The following is a 15,730-nucleotide window of genomic DNA, read 5'->3' on the forward strand; positions in this document are numbered from 1 at the left end:
CAGGCGCATTGCTGGTGGAACGTCGGTTCGCGTCCTATCTTTAACGTTCCGGCCGGCAATCCTTGAAGGCGGTTTCAAACGATGAACCTGCGCAATCTCGTCATCTGGGGCATCGTCGTCGTCGCCCTGATCGGCATCTACTCGATGGTCACCGGCGGCGGCCATGCGGCCGGCGCCTCGGAGATCAGCTATTCGCAGCTGCTCTCCAAGGTTGACGCGGGCCAGGTGAAGTCGGCCGTCTTCCGCGGCTCGACGGTCGAGGTGCATGACGCCGCCAACAAGACCTACACCTCGGTCACGCTGAACAATCAGGACGACCTGGCCAAGTCCATGAAGGCCCAGGGCGTCGACATGCAGGTGAAGGCGGCCGGGGGCTTCACCCTCCTGGGCTTCATCCTGAACTCGCTGCCGATCCTGCTCCTGATCGGGGTCTGGGTGTTCTTCATGCGCCAGATGCAGGGCGGCGCCCGCGGGGCCATGGGCTTTGGGAAATCCAAGGCCAGGCTGCTCACCGAGAACAAGAACCGCGTCACCTTCGAGGACGTGGCCGGCGTCGACGAGGCCAAGGACGAGCTCACCGAGATCGTCGACTTCCTGAAGGACCCGCAGAAGTTCCAGCGCCTGGGCGGCAAGATCCCCAAGGGCGCCTTGCTGATCGGTCCGCCCGGCACCGGCAAGACCCTCCTGGCGCGCGCCATCGCGGGCGAGGCCGGCGTGCCCTTCTTCACCATCTCGGGCTCGGACTTCGTGGAGATGTTCGTGGGGGTTGGCGCATCGCGTGTGCGCGACATGTTCGAGCAGGCCAAGAAGAACGCGCCCTGCATCATCTTCATCGACGAGATCGACGCGGTCGGTCGCCATCGTGGGGCTGGCTTGGGCGGCGGCAACGACGAGCGCGAGCAGACCCTGAACCAGCTGCTGGTCGAGATGGACGGCTTCGAAGCCAACGAGGGCATCATCCTGATCGCCGCCACCAACCGCCCCGACGTGCTGGACCCGGCGCTGCTCAGGCCCGGCCGCTTCGACCGCCAGGTCGTGGTGCCGAACCCCGACATCAACGGCCGCGAGCGCATCCTGCGCGTGCACATGCGAAACGTGCCGCTGGCCGCCGACGTCGACGTCAAGATCATCGCCCGCGGCACGCCGGGCTTCTCCGGCGCGGACCTGTCGAACCTGGTCAACGAGGCCGCCCTGCTGGCGGCGCGCAAGAACCGCCGCATGGTGATGATGCGCGACTTCGAGGACGCCAAGGACAAGGTCATGATGGGCGCCGAGCGCCGCTCCATGGTCATGACCGAGGAAGAAAAGACGCTGACCGCCTACCACGAGGGCGGCCACGCCCTGGTGGCGCTGAACGTCCCGGCCACCGACCCGGTGCACAAGGCGACGATCATTCCGCGCGGTCGGGCCCTGGGCATGGTCATGCAGCTGCCCGAGCGCGACAAGTTCTCGATGACCTATGAGCAGATGACCTCGCGGCTGGCGATCCTGTTCGGCGGCCGCGTCGCCGAGGAGATCATCTTCGGCAAGCAGAAGGTGACATCCGGCGCCTCCTCGGACATCGGCCAGGCGACCAAGCTCGCCCGCGCCATGGTCACCAAGTGGGGCTTCTCCGACCTGCTGGGCGCCGTGGAGTACGGCGAGAACCAGGAAGAGGTGTTCCTGGGCCATTCCGTGGCGCGCAACCAGAACGTCTCCGAGGCGACCGCCGAGATCATCGATCAGGAGGTCAAGAAGCTGGTGAAGGAGGGCGAAGAAGAAGCCCGCCGGATCCTCACGGAAAAGCTCGAGGACCTGCACACCCTGGCCAAGGCGCTCCTGGAATACGAGACCCTGAGCGGCGACGAGATCATCAATGCGCTGAAGGGCATCGCTCCGGTGCGCGAGGAAGCCGAGGCCAAGCGGCCCACGGGCCCGTCCGTGGCGGTGCCGATCTCGCCCAGGCCCGATCCCGAGCCGGCCTGAAGGCCTGGCGTTTGGACGGACGAGGCGGTCGCTTCAGCGGCCGCCTTCTTCGTATCCGCCTAGATCCTGTTCTGCAGGTACTTGATGGCCCGCTCCAGGACCTCGTGGCCCCAGCTGGTCAGGTCGGGCCGGCGCAGCTGGTCGCGCGCGGCCGCGATGGCCGCGTCGCCGTGGCGGCGCCGCAGATACTGAGCCTCCTCCAGCGCCTCACGCAGAAGGCGCTGTCGCCGCCGGTAGAGGCGCAGCGGGTTGAGGATCATGTATACACACCCCCGAAGCGGCAGATTCCGACCGCCCTCCCGGTCCCCGGGACAACCCAAACTATACCGCAAGTTTGAAGAATTTGCGCCCGCCAATGGCAGAACCACGATCCGCAACCTCCCCGGTCGAAGCGATGGGCGTGGTGAACGTCACCCCCGACAGCTTTTCCGACGGCGGCCGCCATCTCGGTCCCGCGGGGGGGCTGGCGCACGCCCGGCGGCTGGTCGCCGAGGGCGCGGACCGGCTGGATGTCGGCGGGGAGTCGACGCGACCCGGCGCCGCGCCGGTCGCCGAGGCCGAGGAGATCGGCCGCGTCGTCCCGCTGATCGCCGCGATCCGCGCCGAGAGCGACGTGCCCGTCTCGGTCGACACCATGAAGCCCGCGGTAGCCCGCGCCGCGGTGGCCGCCGGGGCGACCATGTGGAACGACGTGACCGCCCTGCGCCACGCGCCTGAGAGCCTGGACGTCGCCGCCGAGCTCGGCTGCGAGGTGGTGCTGATGCACATGCAGGGGGAGCCGGCGACCATGCAGGCCGAGCCGCACTACGACGACGTGGTGGGTGAGGTGGCCGCCTTCCTCCAGGCGCGGGCGCAGGCGGCCCTGGCGGCTGGGGTGGCGCGCCATAAGATCTGGCTCGATCCGGGGGTCGGCTTTGGCAAGCACATGGTCCGCCACAACCTGCCGCTGCTGCATGGGTTGAAGGCGATCGTCGGCCTGGGCTTCCCGGTGCTGCTGGGCGCCAGCCGCAAGAGCTTCATCGGGGCGCTGGACGGCGGCGGCCGCAGCGCCGATCAGCGGCTGGGCGGCTCCCTCGCCGCGGCCCTGTGGGGCGCGCAGGCGGGCGTCGCGGCGGTGCGGGTCCACGACGTGCGCGAAACCGTGCAGGCGCTGCGCGTCTGGGCGGCGATGGCGAGGGGCGGCGGCTAGGCTGGCTTGGCGCGCAGCAGCCGTCCGAGGTTGCGCAACCGCATGGGCTGGCCGGCCTGCAGGATGCTGGCCCGGAACAGACGGCTCACCAGGAACAGCTCCAGCACGATGAACACCGCCAGGACCGCCGCGGAGCCCGCGACCTCCCATGGCGAGACCCCGCTGCCCAGCCGGGCCATCATGGCGAAGGGCGAATAGATCGGCAGCCACGACATGATCCGCGGCAGCGGCCCGTCGGGGTTCTGCAGCACGGCGCTGATCATCACGGCGAAGGGCAGGGTGAGGCCCAGGATGATCGGCGAGAGATAGCCCTGCGCGTCGCGCATGTTGTCGCTGACCGCGCCCACCGCCAGGAAGAGCATGGAGATGCAGAGGTAGCCGGCGACGAAATAGTAGACGAGGGCGACGGCGATCCAGGGCGAATTGAGCGAGGCGAGGGCCGGGCGCAGGAAGTCGGCGATCACCCCCTGCACCCCGAAGGCGGCGGCCACGGCGAAGCCGATCCAGGCGCCGATCATCAGGCCGCCGACGCCCAGCACGCCCAGCAGCTTGCCGTAGAGCAGCTCATCGGGCGTGATGCAGGCCAGCACCGCTTCCAGCAGCTTGTTGGAGCGCTCCTCGATCAGCCCCTGCAGCGCCCAGGAGCCGGACATCATCAGCGACATCAGCAGCAGATAGGCCAGGCCCAGCGGCAGCGCGGAGCGCAGGATCATCCGCTCGCGGGCCGAGCCCTGCTGCGGCGCGCTCAGGGCGACCGGCGCGGCCACCGCCTGGGCGCGGGCGAGCGCCGCCAGGTCGACGCCGGAGGCCTGCAGGGCCTTCACGCGAAGCGCCTGATTGAGCTGCTCGCGGATGGTGTCGACCAGATCGGTGTCCGGCCGCCCGTTGGTCCACATGCGCACCGTCGCGCCGGGCTCGCCGAGATTGGCCGGGATATAGACGCCGAGCGCCAGGGTGCGCAGGCCGCTGGCGGTCTTCACGTCGCCCTTCAGGTGCGGGGCGAGCGTCGCGCCGAAACGCTCGGGACCGTCGCGCGCGTCGACGCCCGGTGGGGCGGGAATGGCCTCGTAGTCGGCCGGGTCGGCATGGAAATCGGGGGCGTCTTTGGGCTTCAGCCGGGCGATCTGCGCCTGCGCCGCGGGCAGTCCGCCGGCCGCCTCGAACTGGATCGCCTCGGCGTCGGTGACATAGTGCGGGCCGATGCCCCACGCCGTCGGGCCAGGCGGGGTGATCTTCCACTTGGCGGCGTAGCGGGCGAGCTCGCCGATGGTCTCGCGCTCGGCGTTGAGCCGGATGCGGCGGTCGATGGCCGGCGCGTAGCGACCGCTTTCGTCGACGATGACATAGGCGGCCTGGGCCGGCGGCTTGAACAGGCGCACGCCCACCTGGCTCAGCACCAGGGCGGCGGGCAGGAACAGCAGCATCAGCCAGAAGCTGCGGGTGCGGATGATCTGGCGGAACTCGCGCTGGGCGACGAGCAGCATCGGGCTCATGCGGCGATCTCCGGGGTGGTCTCGGGGGTGGTCCCCGGGGTCGTCCCATGGGCCGTCTCTGGCGCGCCGCCCACCAGATGCAGGAACACCTCGTGCAGGCTGGCCCGGCGTTCCTCGAAGCGGCGCAGGGCGAAGCCCGTGGTGGTGCAGGCCTCCAGCAAGGCGGCGGAGCTGGCGTCCGGCGCCAGCGCCACATCGTAGTCGGTCCAGCCGTCCTTCGCCGCGCCCTTCGGCTGGGCGCTGGCCACGCCCGGCAGGGCCTTGGGGTCCTGGCGCGCGCAGAGGACCAGCCGGCCCGGCAGCAGGGCGCGGGCCGCGTCCTGGTCGCCCTGGAACACCTTGCGGCCGCGGGCGATGAGCATCAGCCGGTCGCAGAGCCGCTCGGCGTGCTGCATCACATGGGTGGAGAAGACCACGGTCGAGCCGGTGCGGGCCAGATCGAGGATCACCTCCTCCAGCGTCGCCTGGTTGACCGGGTCGAGGCCGGCGAAGGGCTCGTCGAGAATCAGGAGCTGCGGTTTGGTCACCAGCGCCGCGGCGAGCTGCACCTTCTGCGCCATGCCCTTGGAGAGGCGCTCGACCTTCTCGTGCCCGAAGGCCGAGAGGCCGAAGCGGTCGATCAGGACCTCGGCGGCGCTCCTGGCCGGGGCCATGGCCATGCCCTTCAGCTGGCCGAAGTAGGTCACGGTCTCGATCGCCGTCATCTGGCGGTAGAGGCCGCGTTCCTCGGGCAGGAAGCCGATCTCGCCGCCGAGCTTGCGGCCGGGCGACTGGCCCAGCACCGAGATGGTCCCCGCGGTCGGCCGCAGGATGTCGAGCGCCATCCGCAGGCTGGTGGTCTTGCCCGCGCCATTGGCGCCCAGGAATCCGAACACGCCCCCCTCGGGGACCGCGAAACTGAGGTCGTCAACGGCGGTGAAGTCGCCGAAGCGCTTCACCACGGCTTCGAATGTCAGGACCGACAGCTGCGCCTCCCCGTCCCTTCGGCGTGGGCCGACAGGCCTTTCTGTCGGTCGCCACGTGGGGTTGCAGCAAACCCCGATTTCGAAGGGGCGACAAGCGCTGGCTCAGGCCGGGGCGCGGGCCTTGTAGATGGGGCCGAGCGGCGTCTCCCGCGCCATGACGGTGGCCCAGGGCGTCTTGCGGCCCTCGGCAGCGTCGGCGAGCCCGGCCAGGTGCGCGTGCCAGCCGCCGGCGACCGCGGCGCCATCCTTGGGGACAAGGCCGGACTGCGTCAGGGTCAGGCGGCAGCCGTCGCCGTCCGCCTCCAGGTCGAAGCGCACGACCGAGACCGAGCCGTCATCGTTGGGCCAGGTCCAGGCGAAGGTGCGCAGCGGCGTGTGGGCGACGATCCGGCCGTTGATCCGGTAGTCCACGTCGGGGAACAGGAAGTCGATGGCCTCGCCGTCGATGTGCGTCTCGGCGAACCAGTCGGCGATCCGTTCGGGGATGGTGATGGCGGCCCACACCTTCTCGACGGGCTTGCCGTAGCGACGGCGGAAGACGACTTCGACGGTGTCGCCGGTGCGCCGCACCTCGCCCAACTCCTCGTCCATGACGCTCATTGCTCGGTCTCCAAGTGGCGTTCGAGGGCCGCCAAGCGTTCGCCCCAGAATCGGCGATAGGGCGCGAGCCAGGCTTCGAGGTCGGCGAGTGCGGCCGGCTCCAGTCGATAGAGCCGCCTGGCGCCCTCGACGCGGACGCCGACCAGACCAGTCTCGCGCAGCAGGCGCAGGTGCTTGGACACGCCGGGCTGGCTGATCGACAGCGCCTCGACCAACTCGCCCGCCGGCCGCTCGCGTTCGCGCAGCAGGTCGAGGATGCGGCGACGATTGGGTTCGGCGACAGCTTCGAAGAGGTCCATGCCATTAGATATCCATCAAGTTATATAACTGTCAAGATATGTGCGCGCCGGGCGCAAAGTCGCTATCCGGCTGGGCCATGCAGCCTCGCGGCAGAGTCCTGATCATCGCCGGATCCGATTCCGGCGGCGGGGCGGGGGTCCAGGCCGACATCAAGACGGTGACGGCGCTGGGCGGCTATGCGGCTACCGCGATCACCGCGATCACCGTGCAGAACACCCTCGGCGTCTTCGCCGTCCACCCCATCGCCCCGGCGACCATCGCCGCCCAGGCCCGCGCGGTGCTCGGCGACATTGGCGCCGACGTCATCAAGACCGGCATGCTGGGCGATGCCGAGGTGGTGGAGCTGGTGGCCGAACTGCTCGACGAGGCTGCGCGGCCGACGGTGGTCGATCCGGTCATGGTCGCCAAGGGCGGGACCCGGCTGGTGGCCGATGAGGCCGTGGCGCCGATCCGCAGGTTGCTGGCGCCGCGGGCCGCCCTGCTCACCCCCAATGCGCCGGAGGCGGAGGCGCTCACCGGCCTGACGATCGCGACGCAGGACGACCTGCGGCGGGCCGGCGAGGCCCTGTTGAGAGCCGGCGCCGGCGCCGTGCTGATGAAGGGCGGCCACCTGCCGGGCGACCGGGTCGTCGACATCCTGATGACCCCTTATGGCGAGACGACCTTCGAGGCCGAGCGGAGCGCCAGCCGCCACACCCACGGCACCGGCTGCACCCTGGCCTCGGCCTGCGCGACGGGTCTGGCCCAGGGGTTGTCCCTGGAGGCGGCGGCCGCGCGGGCCTGGGCCTATGTGCAGGAGGCGATCGCCCGTGCGCCGGGCTTCGGGTCGGGGCATGGGCCGCTGGATCACGGCTGGCCGCTCAGGGGACGCACGTGAGCCAGGCGCTCGACCAGCGGCTGGAGGAGATCGTGCGAGCCTGCCCGAGTCTGATGCAGGTGCTGACCACCGCCCGGGCGCTCGAACTGCCCGACTGGCTGGTGTTCTCCGGCGCCGTCTACCAGCGGGTGCTGAACCACCTGACCGGCCGCGATGCGGACTACGGCATCCGCGACTACGACCTCGGCTACTTCGATCCCGCCGACATCTCCTACGAGGCGGAGGATCTGGTGATCCGGCGGGTGGCGGCCGCCTTCGACAGCCCGCTGAAGGAGATGGTGGAGGTGCGCAACCAGGCCCGGGTGCACGTCTGGTTCGAGGGCAAGTTCGGCGAGCCCTATGCGCCGCTGACCCGCACCGCCGAGGCCCTGACCCGGTTCGTGAGCCCGCTGTTCGCCGTGGGGGTGCGGCTGGAGCCGGACGACGCCCTGACCATCGAGGCGCCCTTCGGGCTCGAGGACCTGTTTTCCATGACCCTGCGGCGCAATCCGCACCGGCCCACCAACGGCTTCCCGCGCACGGCGGCCTCGGCCACGGCGCGCTGGCCGGAGCTGGTTGTTGCTAATTAGCCACTTGGCTAATTCCTGAGCTCGCCTATGTGAAGCGCGACCGCAACGTGCCGGAGAGCCTGCCCATGCGCCAGTGGACTGTCGACGCCTTCGCCAGCGGGCCGTTCCGCGGCAACCAGGCCTGCGTGCTGGAGCCGCTGGACGCCTGGCCGGACGCGGCCTGGATGCAGGCGCTCGCCGCCGAGAACAACCAGGCGGAGACCGCCTTCCTGTTGAAGACGCGTGATCCGGCGCGCTTTGGCCTGCGCTGGTTCACCCCGGCGCTGGAGGTCCCGCTGTGCGGCCACGCGACCCTGGGGTCGGGCCATGTGCTGTTCTCCGAACTCGGGCTGGCGGGCGATCAGGTCGTCTTCGACACCCAGTCGGGGCCGCTGACGGTGCGGCGGGCCGGCGCCCTCTACGAGATGGACTTCCCGGCCCAACCCCCGCGCCGGATCGAGACCCCGCCGGGCCTGGCCCAGGCGCTCGGCGCGGAACCCGTGGAGGTCTGGGCTGGCCCCTATCTGGTGGCGGTGATGGCCGACGAGGCGGCGGTCCGCGGCCTGGCGCCGGACATCAAGGCCCTGCACGATGTTTCCCGCGCCACGACGCTGGGCCGCGGCAACGTCGGGGTGGCGGCCCTGGCCGACGCCGGAGGCGGCTACGACGTGGTCGACCGCTTCTTCGCCCCGGGATCGGGCATCGACGAGGATCCGGCGACCGGCTCGCTGCACTGCATCCTGACGCCGCTGTTCGCCGACAAGCTGGGCCGCCCGCGCCTGAGGTTCCACCAGGCCTACCCCGGTCGCGGCGGCGACCTGGAGTGCGAGCATCGCGGCGACCGGGTGCTGCTCTGCGGCCGGGCGGTCACCATCCTGGAAGCCAGCCTGCGCATCGCCCCATAGAAGACGCCCCCGGATCGCTCCGGGGGCGCTGTCGGTCTCGGTCGTTTCGGCTTAGCGCCAGCGACGGTTGTTCTGGGCGTAGCCGTTGGTCAGGGCGTCGACCCGATTCACGAACTGCTCTAGGCGGCTCACTTCCCAGGGTCGGGCCTGGCCGGTCTGGACGCGCCAGGCGATCGGCTTCATCGCCTGAAGTTGCCCGCGCAGGTCGCGGGCGTCACGCCAGGAGATCCTGTGGTACTGCGCGGCGGTCTGGATCTTCCAGTCCAAGCCGTCGACGTAGGACGTGGTCAGGCGGCTGTCGTTGTTGTAGCCGCGGTTTTCATAGCCGCGATTTTGATACCCGTGGTCGCGGTCGTAGTTGTTCCAAGGTTGAGCTTGCGCAGCCGTCACCGCGGCGCCGCCGAGCGCCAGCGTAGAAACGGCAATAGCGGCGATCTTCTTGAGCTTAGTCATTGGTCTTCTCCTCTGCGCGGATATCCCGCTGCTTTGGTTCGTCCCCGTTCGTGGGCTTCAAAACTCACTGGCCGCCGCTTGGTTTCCTGAAAAATCATTCAAGAGCGGCAGCCAAGGCGTGTTTTGATCACCCTCAGGGCTGTGGAGAAGAACAACACGGTTGGGCTGACCGCGACCTGAGGCCGGCGTTGTGCGCCGTTCACCCGGCGGAGACGGCGCGCCCCTGGCCGGCGGCGCCGGTGGCCGCGGCGGTGAGCGCGGCGCTGATCGCCTCGTAGAGCTTGGCGATCTCGATGGGCTTGGCGACGTGGCCGTCCATCCCCGCGGCCAGATATTCCTCGATCTGGTGGGTCAGGGCGTTGGCCGTGAGCGCCACGATCGGCGTGCGGCGGCGGCCGTCCTTGGCCTCCAGGGCGCGGATCTCGCGCGCCGCGGCGATGCCGTCCATCACCGGCATCTGGATGTCCATCAGGATCAGGTCGTAGCCCCCGTGGCGCCACGCCTCCACGGCCTCCTGGCCGTCGGGCACGATGTCGACGTCGATGCCCAGCGAATCCATGACCGCCTGCAGCACCTGGCGGTTGGTGGGATTGTCCTCGGCGGCCAGCAGGCGCAGGTCGCCGTCGTCGCCATGGCTTTCCGGGGCGGCGGCCGGCTCGGCGGGTTCGCCGCGCGCCAGCGGCAGCTCGACCGTGAAGGTCGAGCCCTGGCCCTCGCGGCTCTCCACGTCGATGGCGCCGCCCATCATCTGGGTCAGCTCGCGGCAGATCGCCAAGCCCAGCCCGGTGCCGCCGAACCGGCGGGTCGCCGAGTTGTCCGCCTGGGTGAACTTCTCGAACAGGGTCGGCAGCTTTTCGGGCGCGATGCCGACGCCGGTGTCGCGCACGACGATCTTCAGGGCGCCGTTGTCGGGGCTGATGTCGACCCTGGCCTCGACCGAGCCACGCGCGGTGAACTTCACGGCGTTTGACATCAGGTTGCCGACGATCTGGCGCAGGCGGTCGGCGTCGCCCCGCCACCAGCCGTGCGCCGCCTCAGCGACGTCGAAGCGGAAGTCGAGACCCTTGGTCTCGGCCATGACCCGGAAACCCTCGGCGGCCCCGGCCATGACCGGCTCCAGGTCGAAGTCGTCGACGGCAAGCGCCAGCTTGCCGGCCTCGATCTTCGACAGGTCGAGGACGTCGTTGAGCACCGCCAGGAGCAGGCTGCCCGACTGGCGGATGACGTCCAGCCGATCGCGCTGCACCTCGCCGAGCTCGCCCATGGCCATGACCTCGGCCATGGCCAGGACGCCGTTCAGCGGCGTGCGAATCTCGTGGCTCATATTGGCCAGGAACTGGGTCTTGAGCACATTGGCGGCGTTGGCCGCGTCGCGGGCCTGTTCCAGATCCCGCATGGCGCGCTTCAGGTCGTCCTCGCGCTCGGCGAGCTTGGCCAGCAGGTGGTTGAAGCTGGCGGTGAGGCTGCGGAACAACTCGTCGTCGGCCTGCACCTCGACCGGCTCGAAGCTGCCGCCGGCGGCCACTTTATGCATGGCCTCGGAGAGGCGCTGCACCGGGGCGATCACCCGATGGGCCATGCCGCGGGCCAGGAACAGCGCCACGCCGACGCCGCCGAACAGCAGGACGGCGGTGAGCGCGATATATTTGGGCAGGACAGGCGCCAAGGACGGCTGGGCCACGGTCAGGGTCAGGCCGCCGAGGTCACGCGCCCCGAGCCGGACCGGATTACGCACCAGCTCGCGGTCGCCTTCCGCGGGCTTGGACGCGCGATAGGCAGCGATGATGCGGCCGGCGGGATCGGTGAGCTGGGCCGCGACCACCCGCGGGCTCGCCTGCAGGGCGGCGAGCGCGGCGGTGTATTCGGCCACGTCGCCGCGCCGCACGGCCGGCGCGGCAGTGGTGGCGGTGATCTGGGCCAGAGATTGGGAGGTGGCGCGCGCCTGGGCGCGCTCGACCGCCCACTGCTGCATCATGAAGGTCAGGCAGGCGACCAGCAGCACGACCACGGTCGTGACCAGGCCGACGCTCGCGACGCGGGCGTGGAAGGTGGCCACGGGGGCTGAACGGGGCGGGTCGGAAGCTGGCGTCATGGGTTCGGTGGCCACTCGGGCTTCCGGTCTAGCCCAATAGTCCTAACGGTTCGCTTCCACCCGGCGGGGTTGCGGCGCCTCAAATGAGGTTCGCGCCCAGGCTGTTTGTGGCCTTTGCGCCACACTACAACCCTTGGACGCAGATTTTATGGTTAATAACTCATGAATCGGTTGCCGGAAGCTTTACCGTTCATTTACCGTGAGATCGCGGTTTTCATTAACGGCCGCCGTGGGGGTTTTCATGGAAAAGATTTTTGTGGCGAAGCGGGTGGCGGGAAAGCTGTTCGCAACTGAAGCGGCCGTCGATGCCGCCTTCGTCGAAGCGACCGAGCTGATGGCCGAGATGCTCAAGGCCCGCAAGGACGTGGGCGTGTCGATGGTGTTCGCCGACAACTCTCAGGTGAAGCTGATGGAGGCCCTCAAGGCCCTCAGCGAAGCCCGCACGGCGATGGTCGGCCTGCACGGCCAGCTCGACGAAGCCAAGCTGCGCCTCGGCATCCGCACGAAGATGGACACCGAGCCGAAGCCGCACCTGCTCGAGACCAACGAGGTCATCGCCAAGGCGGTCTGACCCGCGGCAGGGTTGCAATAACTTAACTGGTGTCGCGCCTCTAATGTGAGTTAGGGGCGCGATGTCATGTCCGATACCTTCTATCTGGTCTCCCAAGGCTTCTCGGTGGCCGCGGCGCTGTTCGCCCTCTGGAAGGGCGGCGCGGCGGAACGCCTCGCTGCGGGCGTCGTGCTGTTCAACCTGGCGGTCGGCTCCCTGTGCCATTGGCTCAGCGTGGACGGGGATGGCTTGATTCGCCTCGGCAACGACGGTCTCGCCGCAGTCGCCCTTCTGGTCATCACCTTGCGCTACGGCGCTCTCTGGATGGGCGCGGTGATGCTGTTCTACGCGGCCCAATTCAGCCTGCATGCCTACTACCTGGTGACCGAGCGGCCGCCTGACTACCTTCATGCGCTGGTCAACAACATCAACTGGTATGGCGTCGTCTGGTCGCTGATTATCGGCGCGGCCATGGCTTGGCGGCAGCGAATTCGCGCGGCCAAGGCGGAGGCGTCCAAGGGCGAGATAGCGCCCGCGTCCTGACGTCGCCCTATAGGCGCTGTCAGAATTCTTTCTCTTGCGCTGCAACACGAACGAGGGCTTCTGGCCGGCGGGCCACGTCCCCCCAACGGGACGCTGCCCATCTGTAAGGATGGGAGACATCGCTATGACCACCCCCAAGCCGGCCATGCGGCCGGCCCGTGCTGAATTTTCCTCCGGCCCGTGCGCCAAGCGCCCCGGATGGGCTCCAGAAAATCTCCAGAACGCGGTCCTTGGGCGCTCGCACCGCTCCAAGCTCGGCAAGGCGCGCCTCAAGGAGGCGATCGACCGCACCCGCGACGTTCTGGAGGTCCCCGACGACTATCTGATCGGCATCGTTCCCGGCTCCGACACCGGCGCCGTGGAGATGGCGCTGTGGTCGCTGCTGGGCGCACGCCCGGTGCAGCTCCTGGCCTTCGAGAGCTTCGGCAAGGACTGGGTGACCGATGTCGTCAAGCAGCTGAAGATCGAAGCCCAGGTGCTCGACGCGCCCTATGGCCAGCTTCCCGACCTCTCCAAGGTCCGCAAGGACGCCGACCTGGTGTTCACCTGGAACGGCACCACCTCGGGCGTGCGGGTGCCCGACGCCGCCTTCATCGCCGCAGACCGCGAGGGGCTGACGATCTGCGACGCCACCAGCGCCGCCTTCGCCCAAGCCCTCGACTGGCAAAAGCTCGATGTGGTGACCTTCTCCTGGCAGAAGGCGCTGGGCGGCGAGGCCGCGCACGGGGTGCTGATCCTGTCGCCGCGGGCGGTGGCGAGGCTCGAGAGCTACGCCCCGCCGTGGCCCCTGCCGAAGCTGTTCCGCCTGACGAAGGGCGGCAAGCTGAACGCCGAGATCTTCGAGGGTTCGACCATCAACACGCCCTCCATGCTGTGCGTGGAGGACTACCTCGACGCCCTGCGCTGGGCGTCCCAGATCGGCGGCCTGGCGGAGCTCCGCCGCCGCGCTGACGGCAATCTGAAAGTGCTGGAGGACTGGGCGGAGAAGACCGCCTGGGTCGGCTTCCTGGCGGCCGACGCCTCGATCCGCTCCAACACCTCGGTGTGCCTGACGGTGGTCGACCCGCGCGTCACTGCCCTCTCCGAGGAGGCCCAGGCCGACTTCGCCAAGAAGCTGGCCTCCGCCCTGGAGAAGGAGGGCGTGGCCTATGACGTGGCGGGCTACCGCGACGCGCCCGCGGGCCTGCGCATCTGGTGCGGGGCCACGGTGGACGGGTCCGACCTCGAGGCCCTGACGCCCTGGCTCGACTGGGCCTTCGAGACCACCGTCGCCGAGCTGCAGTCAGCCTAGATCCCCGGGCCCTCCCCCTTGCGGGGGAGGGTTGGGAGGGGGGTGTCAGCTCCCCGCCCGCCGCGCTTTCACCCCACCCCGACCCCTCCCCGCAAGGGGGAGGGGCGCTCACGAGAAAACCCAAATGCCCCGCGTGCTCATCGCAGACAAACTCTCCCCGGCCGCCATCGAGATTTTCAAGCAGCGCGGCGTCGACGCCGACGTGAAGACCGGCCTGACCAAGGACGAGCTGCTCAAGATCATCGGCGACTATGACGGCCTGGCCGTGCGATCGGCCACCAAGGCCGACAAGGAGGTCATCGCCGCGGCCAGGAACCTCAAGGTGATCGGCCGCGCCGGCATCGGCGTGGACAATGTCGACATCCCGGCCGCCACCGCCGCCGGCGTCGTGGTCATGAACACCCCGTTCGGTAACTCGATCACCACCGCCGAGCACGCCATCGCCATGATGTTCGCGCTGGCCCGCCAACTCCCGGCCGCCGACGCCTCCACCCAGGCCGGCAAGTGGGAGAAGAACCGCTTCATGGGCGTCGAGCTCTACGGCAAGACGCTGGGCCTGATCGGAGCGGGCAACATCGGCGGCATCGTCGCCGACCGCGCCATTGGACTGAAGATGCACGTGGTGGCCTACGACCCCTTCCTGTCGCCGGAGCGGGCGGTGGAGATCGGCGTCGAGAAGGTCGAGCTGGACGCTCTTCTGAAGCGCGCCGACCTGATCACCCTGCATACCCCGCTCACCGACAAGACCCGCAACATCCTGTCGGCCAAGAACCTGGCCAAGACCAAGAAGGGCGTGCTGATCGTCAACTGCGCGCGCGGCGGGCTGGTGGACGAGGCAGCCTTGCGCAAGCTGCTGGACGAGGGCCATATCGGCGGCGCGGCCTTCGATGTGTTCATCGAGGAGCCGGCCAAGGACAATCCGCTGTTCGGGGCCGAGAACTTCATCGCCACCCCGCACCTGGGCGCCTCGACCGTCGAGGCCCAGGAGAACGTCGCCCTGCAGGTCGCCGAGCAGATGAGCGACTACCTGCTGACCGGGGCGGTGACCAATGCGCTCAACAGCCCCTCGGTCACGGCCGAGGAGGCGCCGCGGCTGAAGCCCTTCGTGGCGCTGGCCGACAAGCTGGGCCTGCTGGCCGGCCAGATGGTCGACTTCGGGATCAAGGCCATCGACATCGCCTTCGAGGGCGAGGTGGCCAAGCTCAACACCCGGCCCCTGACCGCCGCGGCCCTGGCCGGCGTCATGCGGCCGATGCTGGCGGAGATCAACATGGTCTCCGCGCCCGCCGTGGCCAAGGAGCGGGGCATCACCGTCTCGGAGTCGAAGCAGGAGGTCTCGCCGATCTACGAGAGTCTGATGCGGATCACGGTGACGACGGAGAAGGGCAAGCGCTCGTTCGCGGGCTCGGTGCTGGCCGGCGCCCCGCGCGTGGTCGAGGTCAAGGGCATGGAGCTCGACGCGCCGTTCTCCCAGACCATGCTCTATGTGAACAACCTCGATAAGCCGGGCTTCATCGGCAACCTCGGGGTCTTGCTGGGCGAGGCCAACATCAACATCGCCACCTTCAACCTCGGCCGGGTGTCGACCGGCGAGGACGCCATCGCCATGGTCGGCATCGACCAGGCGCCCAACGATGACCTGGTGGAGAAGATCCGCGCCCTGCCGCACGTCAAGGAAGCCCGGACGCTGCGGTTCTAGCCCCCGCTCAGCGCGCCGAAGATCAGCAGTTCGTCGGCCTCGGTCAGGGCCCGGGCGACCGAGCGGGTCTCGTCCTGGCCAATGAACAGCCGCATATGCTTGCGGATGCGGTCCTGCTCGTCGACCACGCGGAAGCGCAGGCCCGGGAAGCGGCGGTCGAGGTCGCGCAGCACCGCGTCGACCGTCGCGCCGGCGGCCTCGATCCGCGTCGCGCCATCAGTGTAGGAGGTCAGCTGCGAGGGGATCAGGACCCGGACCAT

General features: G+C 69.2%; 17 protein-coding genes. 9 read left to right on the top strand and 8 right to left on the bottom strand.

Annotated elements, in window-relative coordinates; genetic code table 11:
• The first annotated feature begins 81 nt into the window (after positions 1–81).
• On the top strand, positions 82–1,965 hold the full coding sequence (ftsH, locus tag VGT80_RS00435; RefSeq protein ID WP_327451897.1) for an ATP-dependent zinc metalloprotease FtsH: 1,884 nt from the start codon (positions 82–84) through the stop codon (positions 1,963–1,965).
• Positions 1,966–2,024: 59 nt separating this feature from the next.
• On the opposite strand, the gene VGT80_RS00440 is transcribed toward ftsH, so the two are convergent.
• Positions 2,025–2,225 (bottom strand): hypothetical protein, encoded by a 201-nt coding sequence (locus VGT80_RS00440; RefSeq protein WP_327451899.1) that lies wholly within the window; start codon positions 2,223–2,225, stop codon positions 2,025–2,027.
• A gap of 134 nt (positions 2,226–2,359) precedes the next feature.
• Here VGT80_RS00440 and folP point away from each other — a divergent pair, with 134 nt between their 5' ends.
• Entirely contained in the window at positions 2,360–3,154 is a 795-nt protein-coding gene (gene folP / locus VGT80_RS00445; RefSeq protein WP_327451901.1) for a dihydropteroate synthase, read from the top strand.
• Here folP and VGT80_RS00450 read toward each other — a convergent pair.
• The 4 genes from VGT80_RS00450 to VGT80_RS00465 all read right to left on the bottom strand — a co-directional run bounded on the left by VGT80_RS00450 (position 3,151) and on the right by VGT80_RS00465 (position 6,511).
• A complete protein-coding gene (locus VGT80_RS00450; RefSeq protein WP_327451903.1) occupies positions 3,151–4,647 on the bottom strand; it encodes an ABC transporter permease in 1,497 nt (498 codons plus the stop codon). The two genes, folP and VGT80_RS00450, sit on opposite strands and share 4 nt — an antisense overlap.
• On the bottom strand, positions 4,644–5,585 hold the full coding sequence (locus VGT80_RS00455) for an ABC transporter ATP-binding protein (protein ID WP_327451905.1): 942 nt from the start codon (positions 5,583–5,585) through the stop codon (positions 4,644–4,646). Before VGT80_RS00455 ends, VGT80_RS00450 begins: the two co-directional genes overlap by 4 nt.
• A gap of 129 nt (positions 5,586–5,714) precedes the next feature.
• Positions 5,715–6,212 carry an SRPBCC family protein gene (locus VGT80_RS00460; protein WP_327451907.1) on the bottom strand — a complete coding sequence of 166 codons (498 nt, stop codon included), beginning with the start codon at positions 6,210–6,212 and terminating at the stop codon, positions 5,715–5,717.
• Entirely contained in the window at positions 6,209–6,511 is a 303-nt protein-coding gene (locus VGT80_RS00465) for a metalloregulator ArsR/SmtB family transcription factor (protein WP_327451909.1), read from the bottom strand. Before VGT80_RS00465 ends, VGT80_RS00460 begins: the two co-directional genes overlap by 4 nt.
• A gap of 77 nt (positions 6,512–6,588) precedes the next feature.
• On the opposite strand from VGT80_RS00465, the gene thiD reads away from it, so the two are divergent.
• The 3 genes from thiD to VGT80_RS00480 all read left to right on the top strand — a co-directional run bounded on the left by thiD (position 6,589) and on the right by VGT80_RS00480 (position 8,842).
• Complete coding sequence (gene thiD / locus VGT80_RS00470) at positions 6,589–7,389, top strand: bifunctional hydroxymethylpyrimidine kinase/phosphomethylpyrimidine kinase (protein ID WP_327451911.1); 801 nt, start codon at positions 6,589–6,591, stop codon at positions 7,387–7,389.
• A gap of 53 nt (positions 7,390–7,442) precedes the next feature.
• Positions 7,443–7,958: a nucleotidyltransferase family protein gene (locus tag VGT80_RS00475; RefSeq protein WP_414693881.1), complete on the top strand. Its 516-nt coding sequence runs from the start codon at positions 7,443–7,445 to the stop codon at positions 7,956–7,958.
• Between the two features lie 65 nt (positions 7,959–8,023).
• The gene (locus VGT80_RS00480; RefSeq protein ID WP_327451915.1) at positions 8,024–8,842 is read left to right on the top strand and encodes a PhzF family phenazine biosynthesis protein; all 819 of its coding nucleotides are present in this window, start codon (positions 8,024–8,026) and stop codon (positions 8,840–8,842) included.
• A 51-nt stretch (positions 8,843–8,893) separates the two neighbouring features.
• Here VGT80_RS00480 and VGT80_RS00485 read toward each other — a convergent pair whose 3' ends face one another.
• Together VGT80_RS00485 and VGT80_RS00490 are read right to left on the bottom strand one after the other, a co-directional pair.
• A complete protein-coding gene (locus VGT80_RS00485) occupies positions 8,894–9,295 on the bottom strand; it encodes a hypothetical protein (RefSeq protein WP_327451917.1) in 402 nt (133 codons plus the stop codon).
• A gap of 199 nt (positions 9,296–9,494) precedes the next feature.
• Positions 9,495–11,402 carry an ATP-binding protein gene (locus tag VGT80_RS00490; RefSeq protein ID WP_327451919.1) on the bottom strand — a complete coding sequence of 636 codons (1,908 nt, stop codon included), beginning with the start codon at positions 11,400–11,402 and terminating at the stop codon, positions 9,495–9,497.
• A gap of 226 nt (positions 11,403–11,628) precedes the next feature.
• Here VGT80_RS00490 and VGT80_RS00495 point away from each other — a divergent pair, with 226 nt between their 5' ends.
• From VGT80_RS00495 to serA, 4 genes are all read left to right on the top strand, one after another.
• Positions 11,629–11,958, top strand: a complete 330-nt coding sequence (locus tag VGT80_RS00495; protein WP_327451921.1) for a hypothetical protein — start codon at positions 11,629–11,631, stop codon at positions 11,956–11,958.
• A gap of 66 nt (positions 11,959–12,024) precedes the next feature.
• Positions 12,025–12,480, top strand: coding sequence for a hypothetical protein (locus tag VGT80_RS00500; RefSeq protein WP_327451923.1), 456 nt, complete (start codon positions 12,025–12,027; stop codon positions 12,478–12,480).
• Positions 12,481–12,604: 124 nt separating this feature from the next.
• Positions 12,605–13,771, top strand: a complete 1,167-nt coding sequence (locus VGT80_RS00505) for a phosphoserine transaminase (protein WP_327451925.1) — start codon at positions 12,605–12,607, stop codon at positions 13,769–13,771.
• 124 nt (positions 13,772–13,895) lie between these two features.
• Positions 13,896–15,470 (top strand): phosphoglycerate dehydrogenase, encoded by a 1,575-nt coding sequence (gene serA, locus VGT80_RS00510; RefSeq protein ID WP_327451927.1) that lies wholly within the window; start codon positions 13,896–13,898, stop codon positions 15,468–15,470.
• On the opposite strand, the gene VGT80_RS00515 is transcribed toward serA, so the two are convergent.
• Positions 15,467–15,730 (bottom strand): MoaD/ThiS family protein, encoded by a 264-nt coding sequence (locus tag VGT80_RS00515; protein ID WP_327451929.1) that lies wholly within the window; start codon positions 15,728–15,730, stop codon positions 15,467–15,469. The two genes, serA and VGT80_RS00515, sit on opposite strands and share 4 nt — an antisense overlap.

It is taken from the genome of Phenylobacterium sp. (genome assembly GCF_035944335.1).
Taxonomy (GTDB): Bacteria; Pseudomonadota; Alphaproteobacteria; order Caulobacterales; family Caulobacteraceae; genus Phenylobacterium.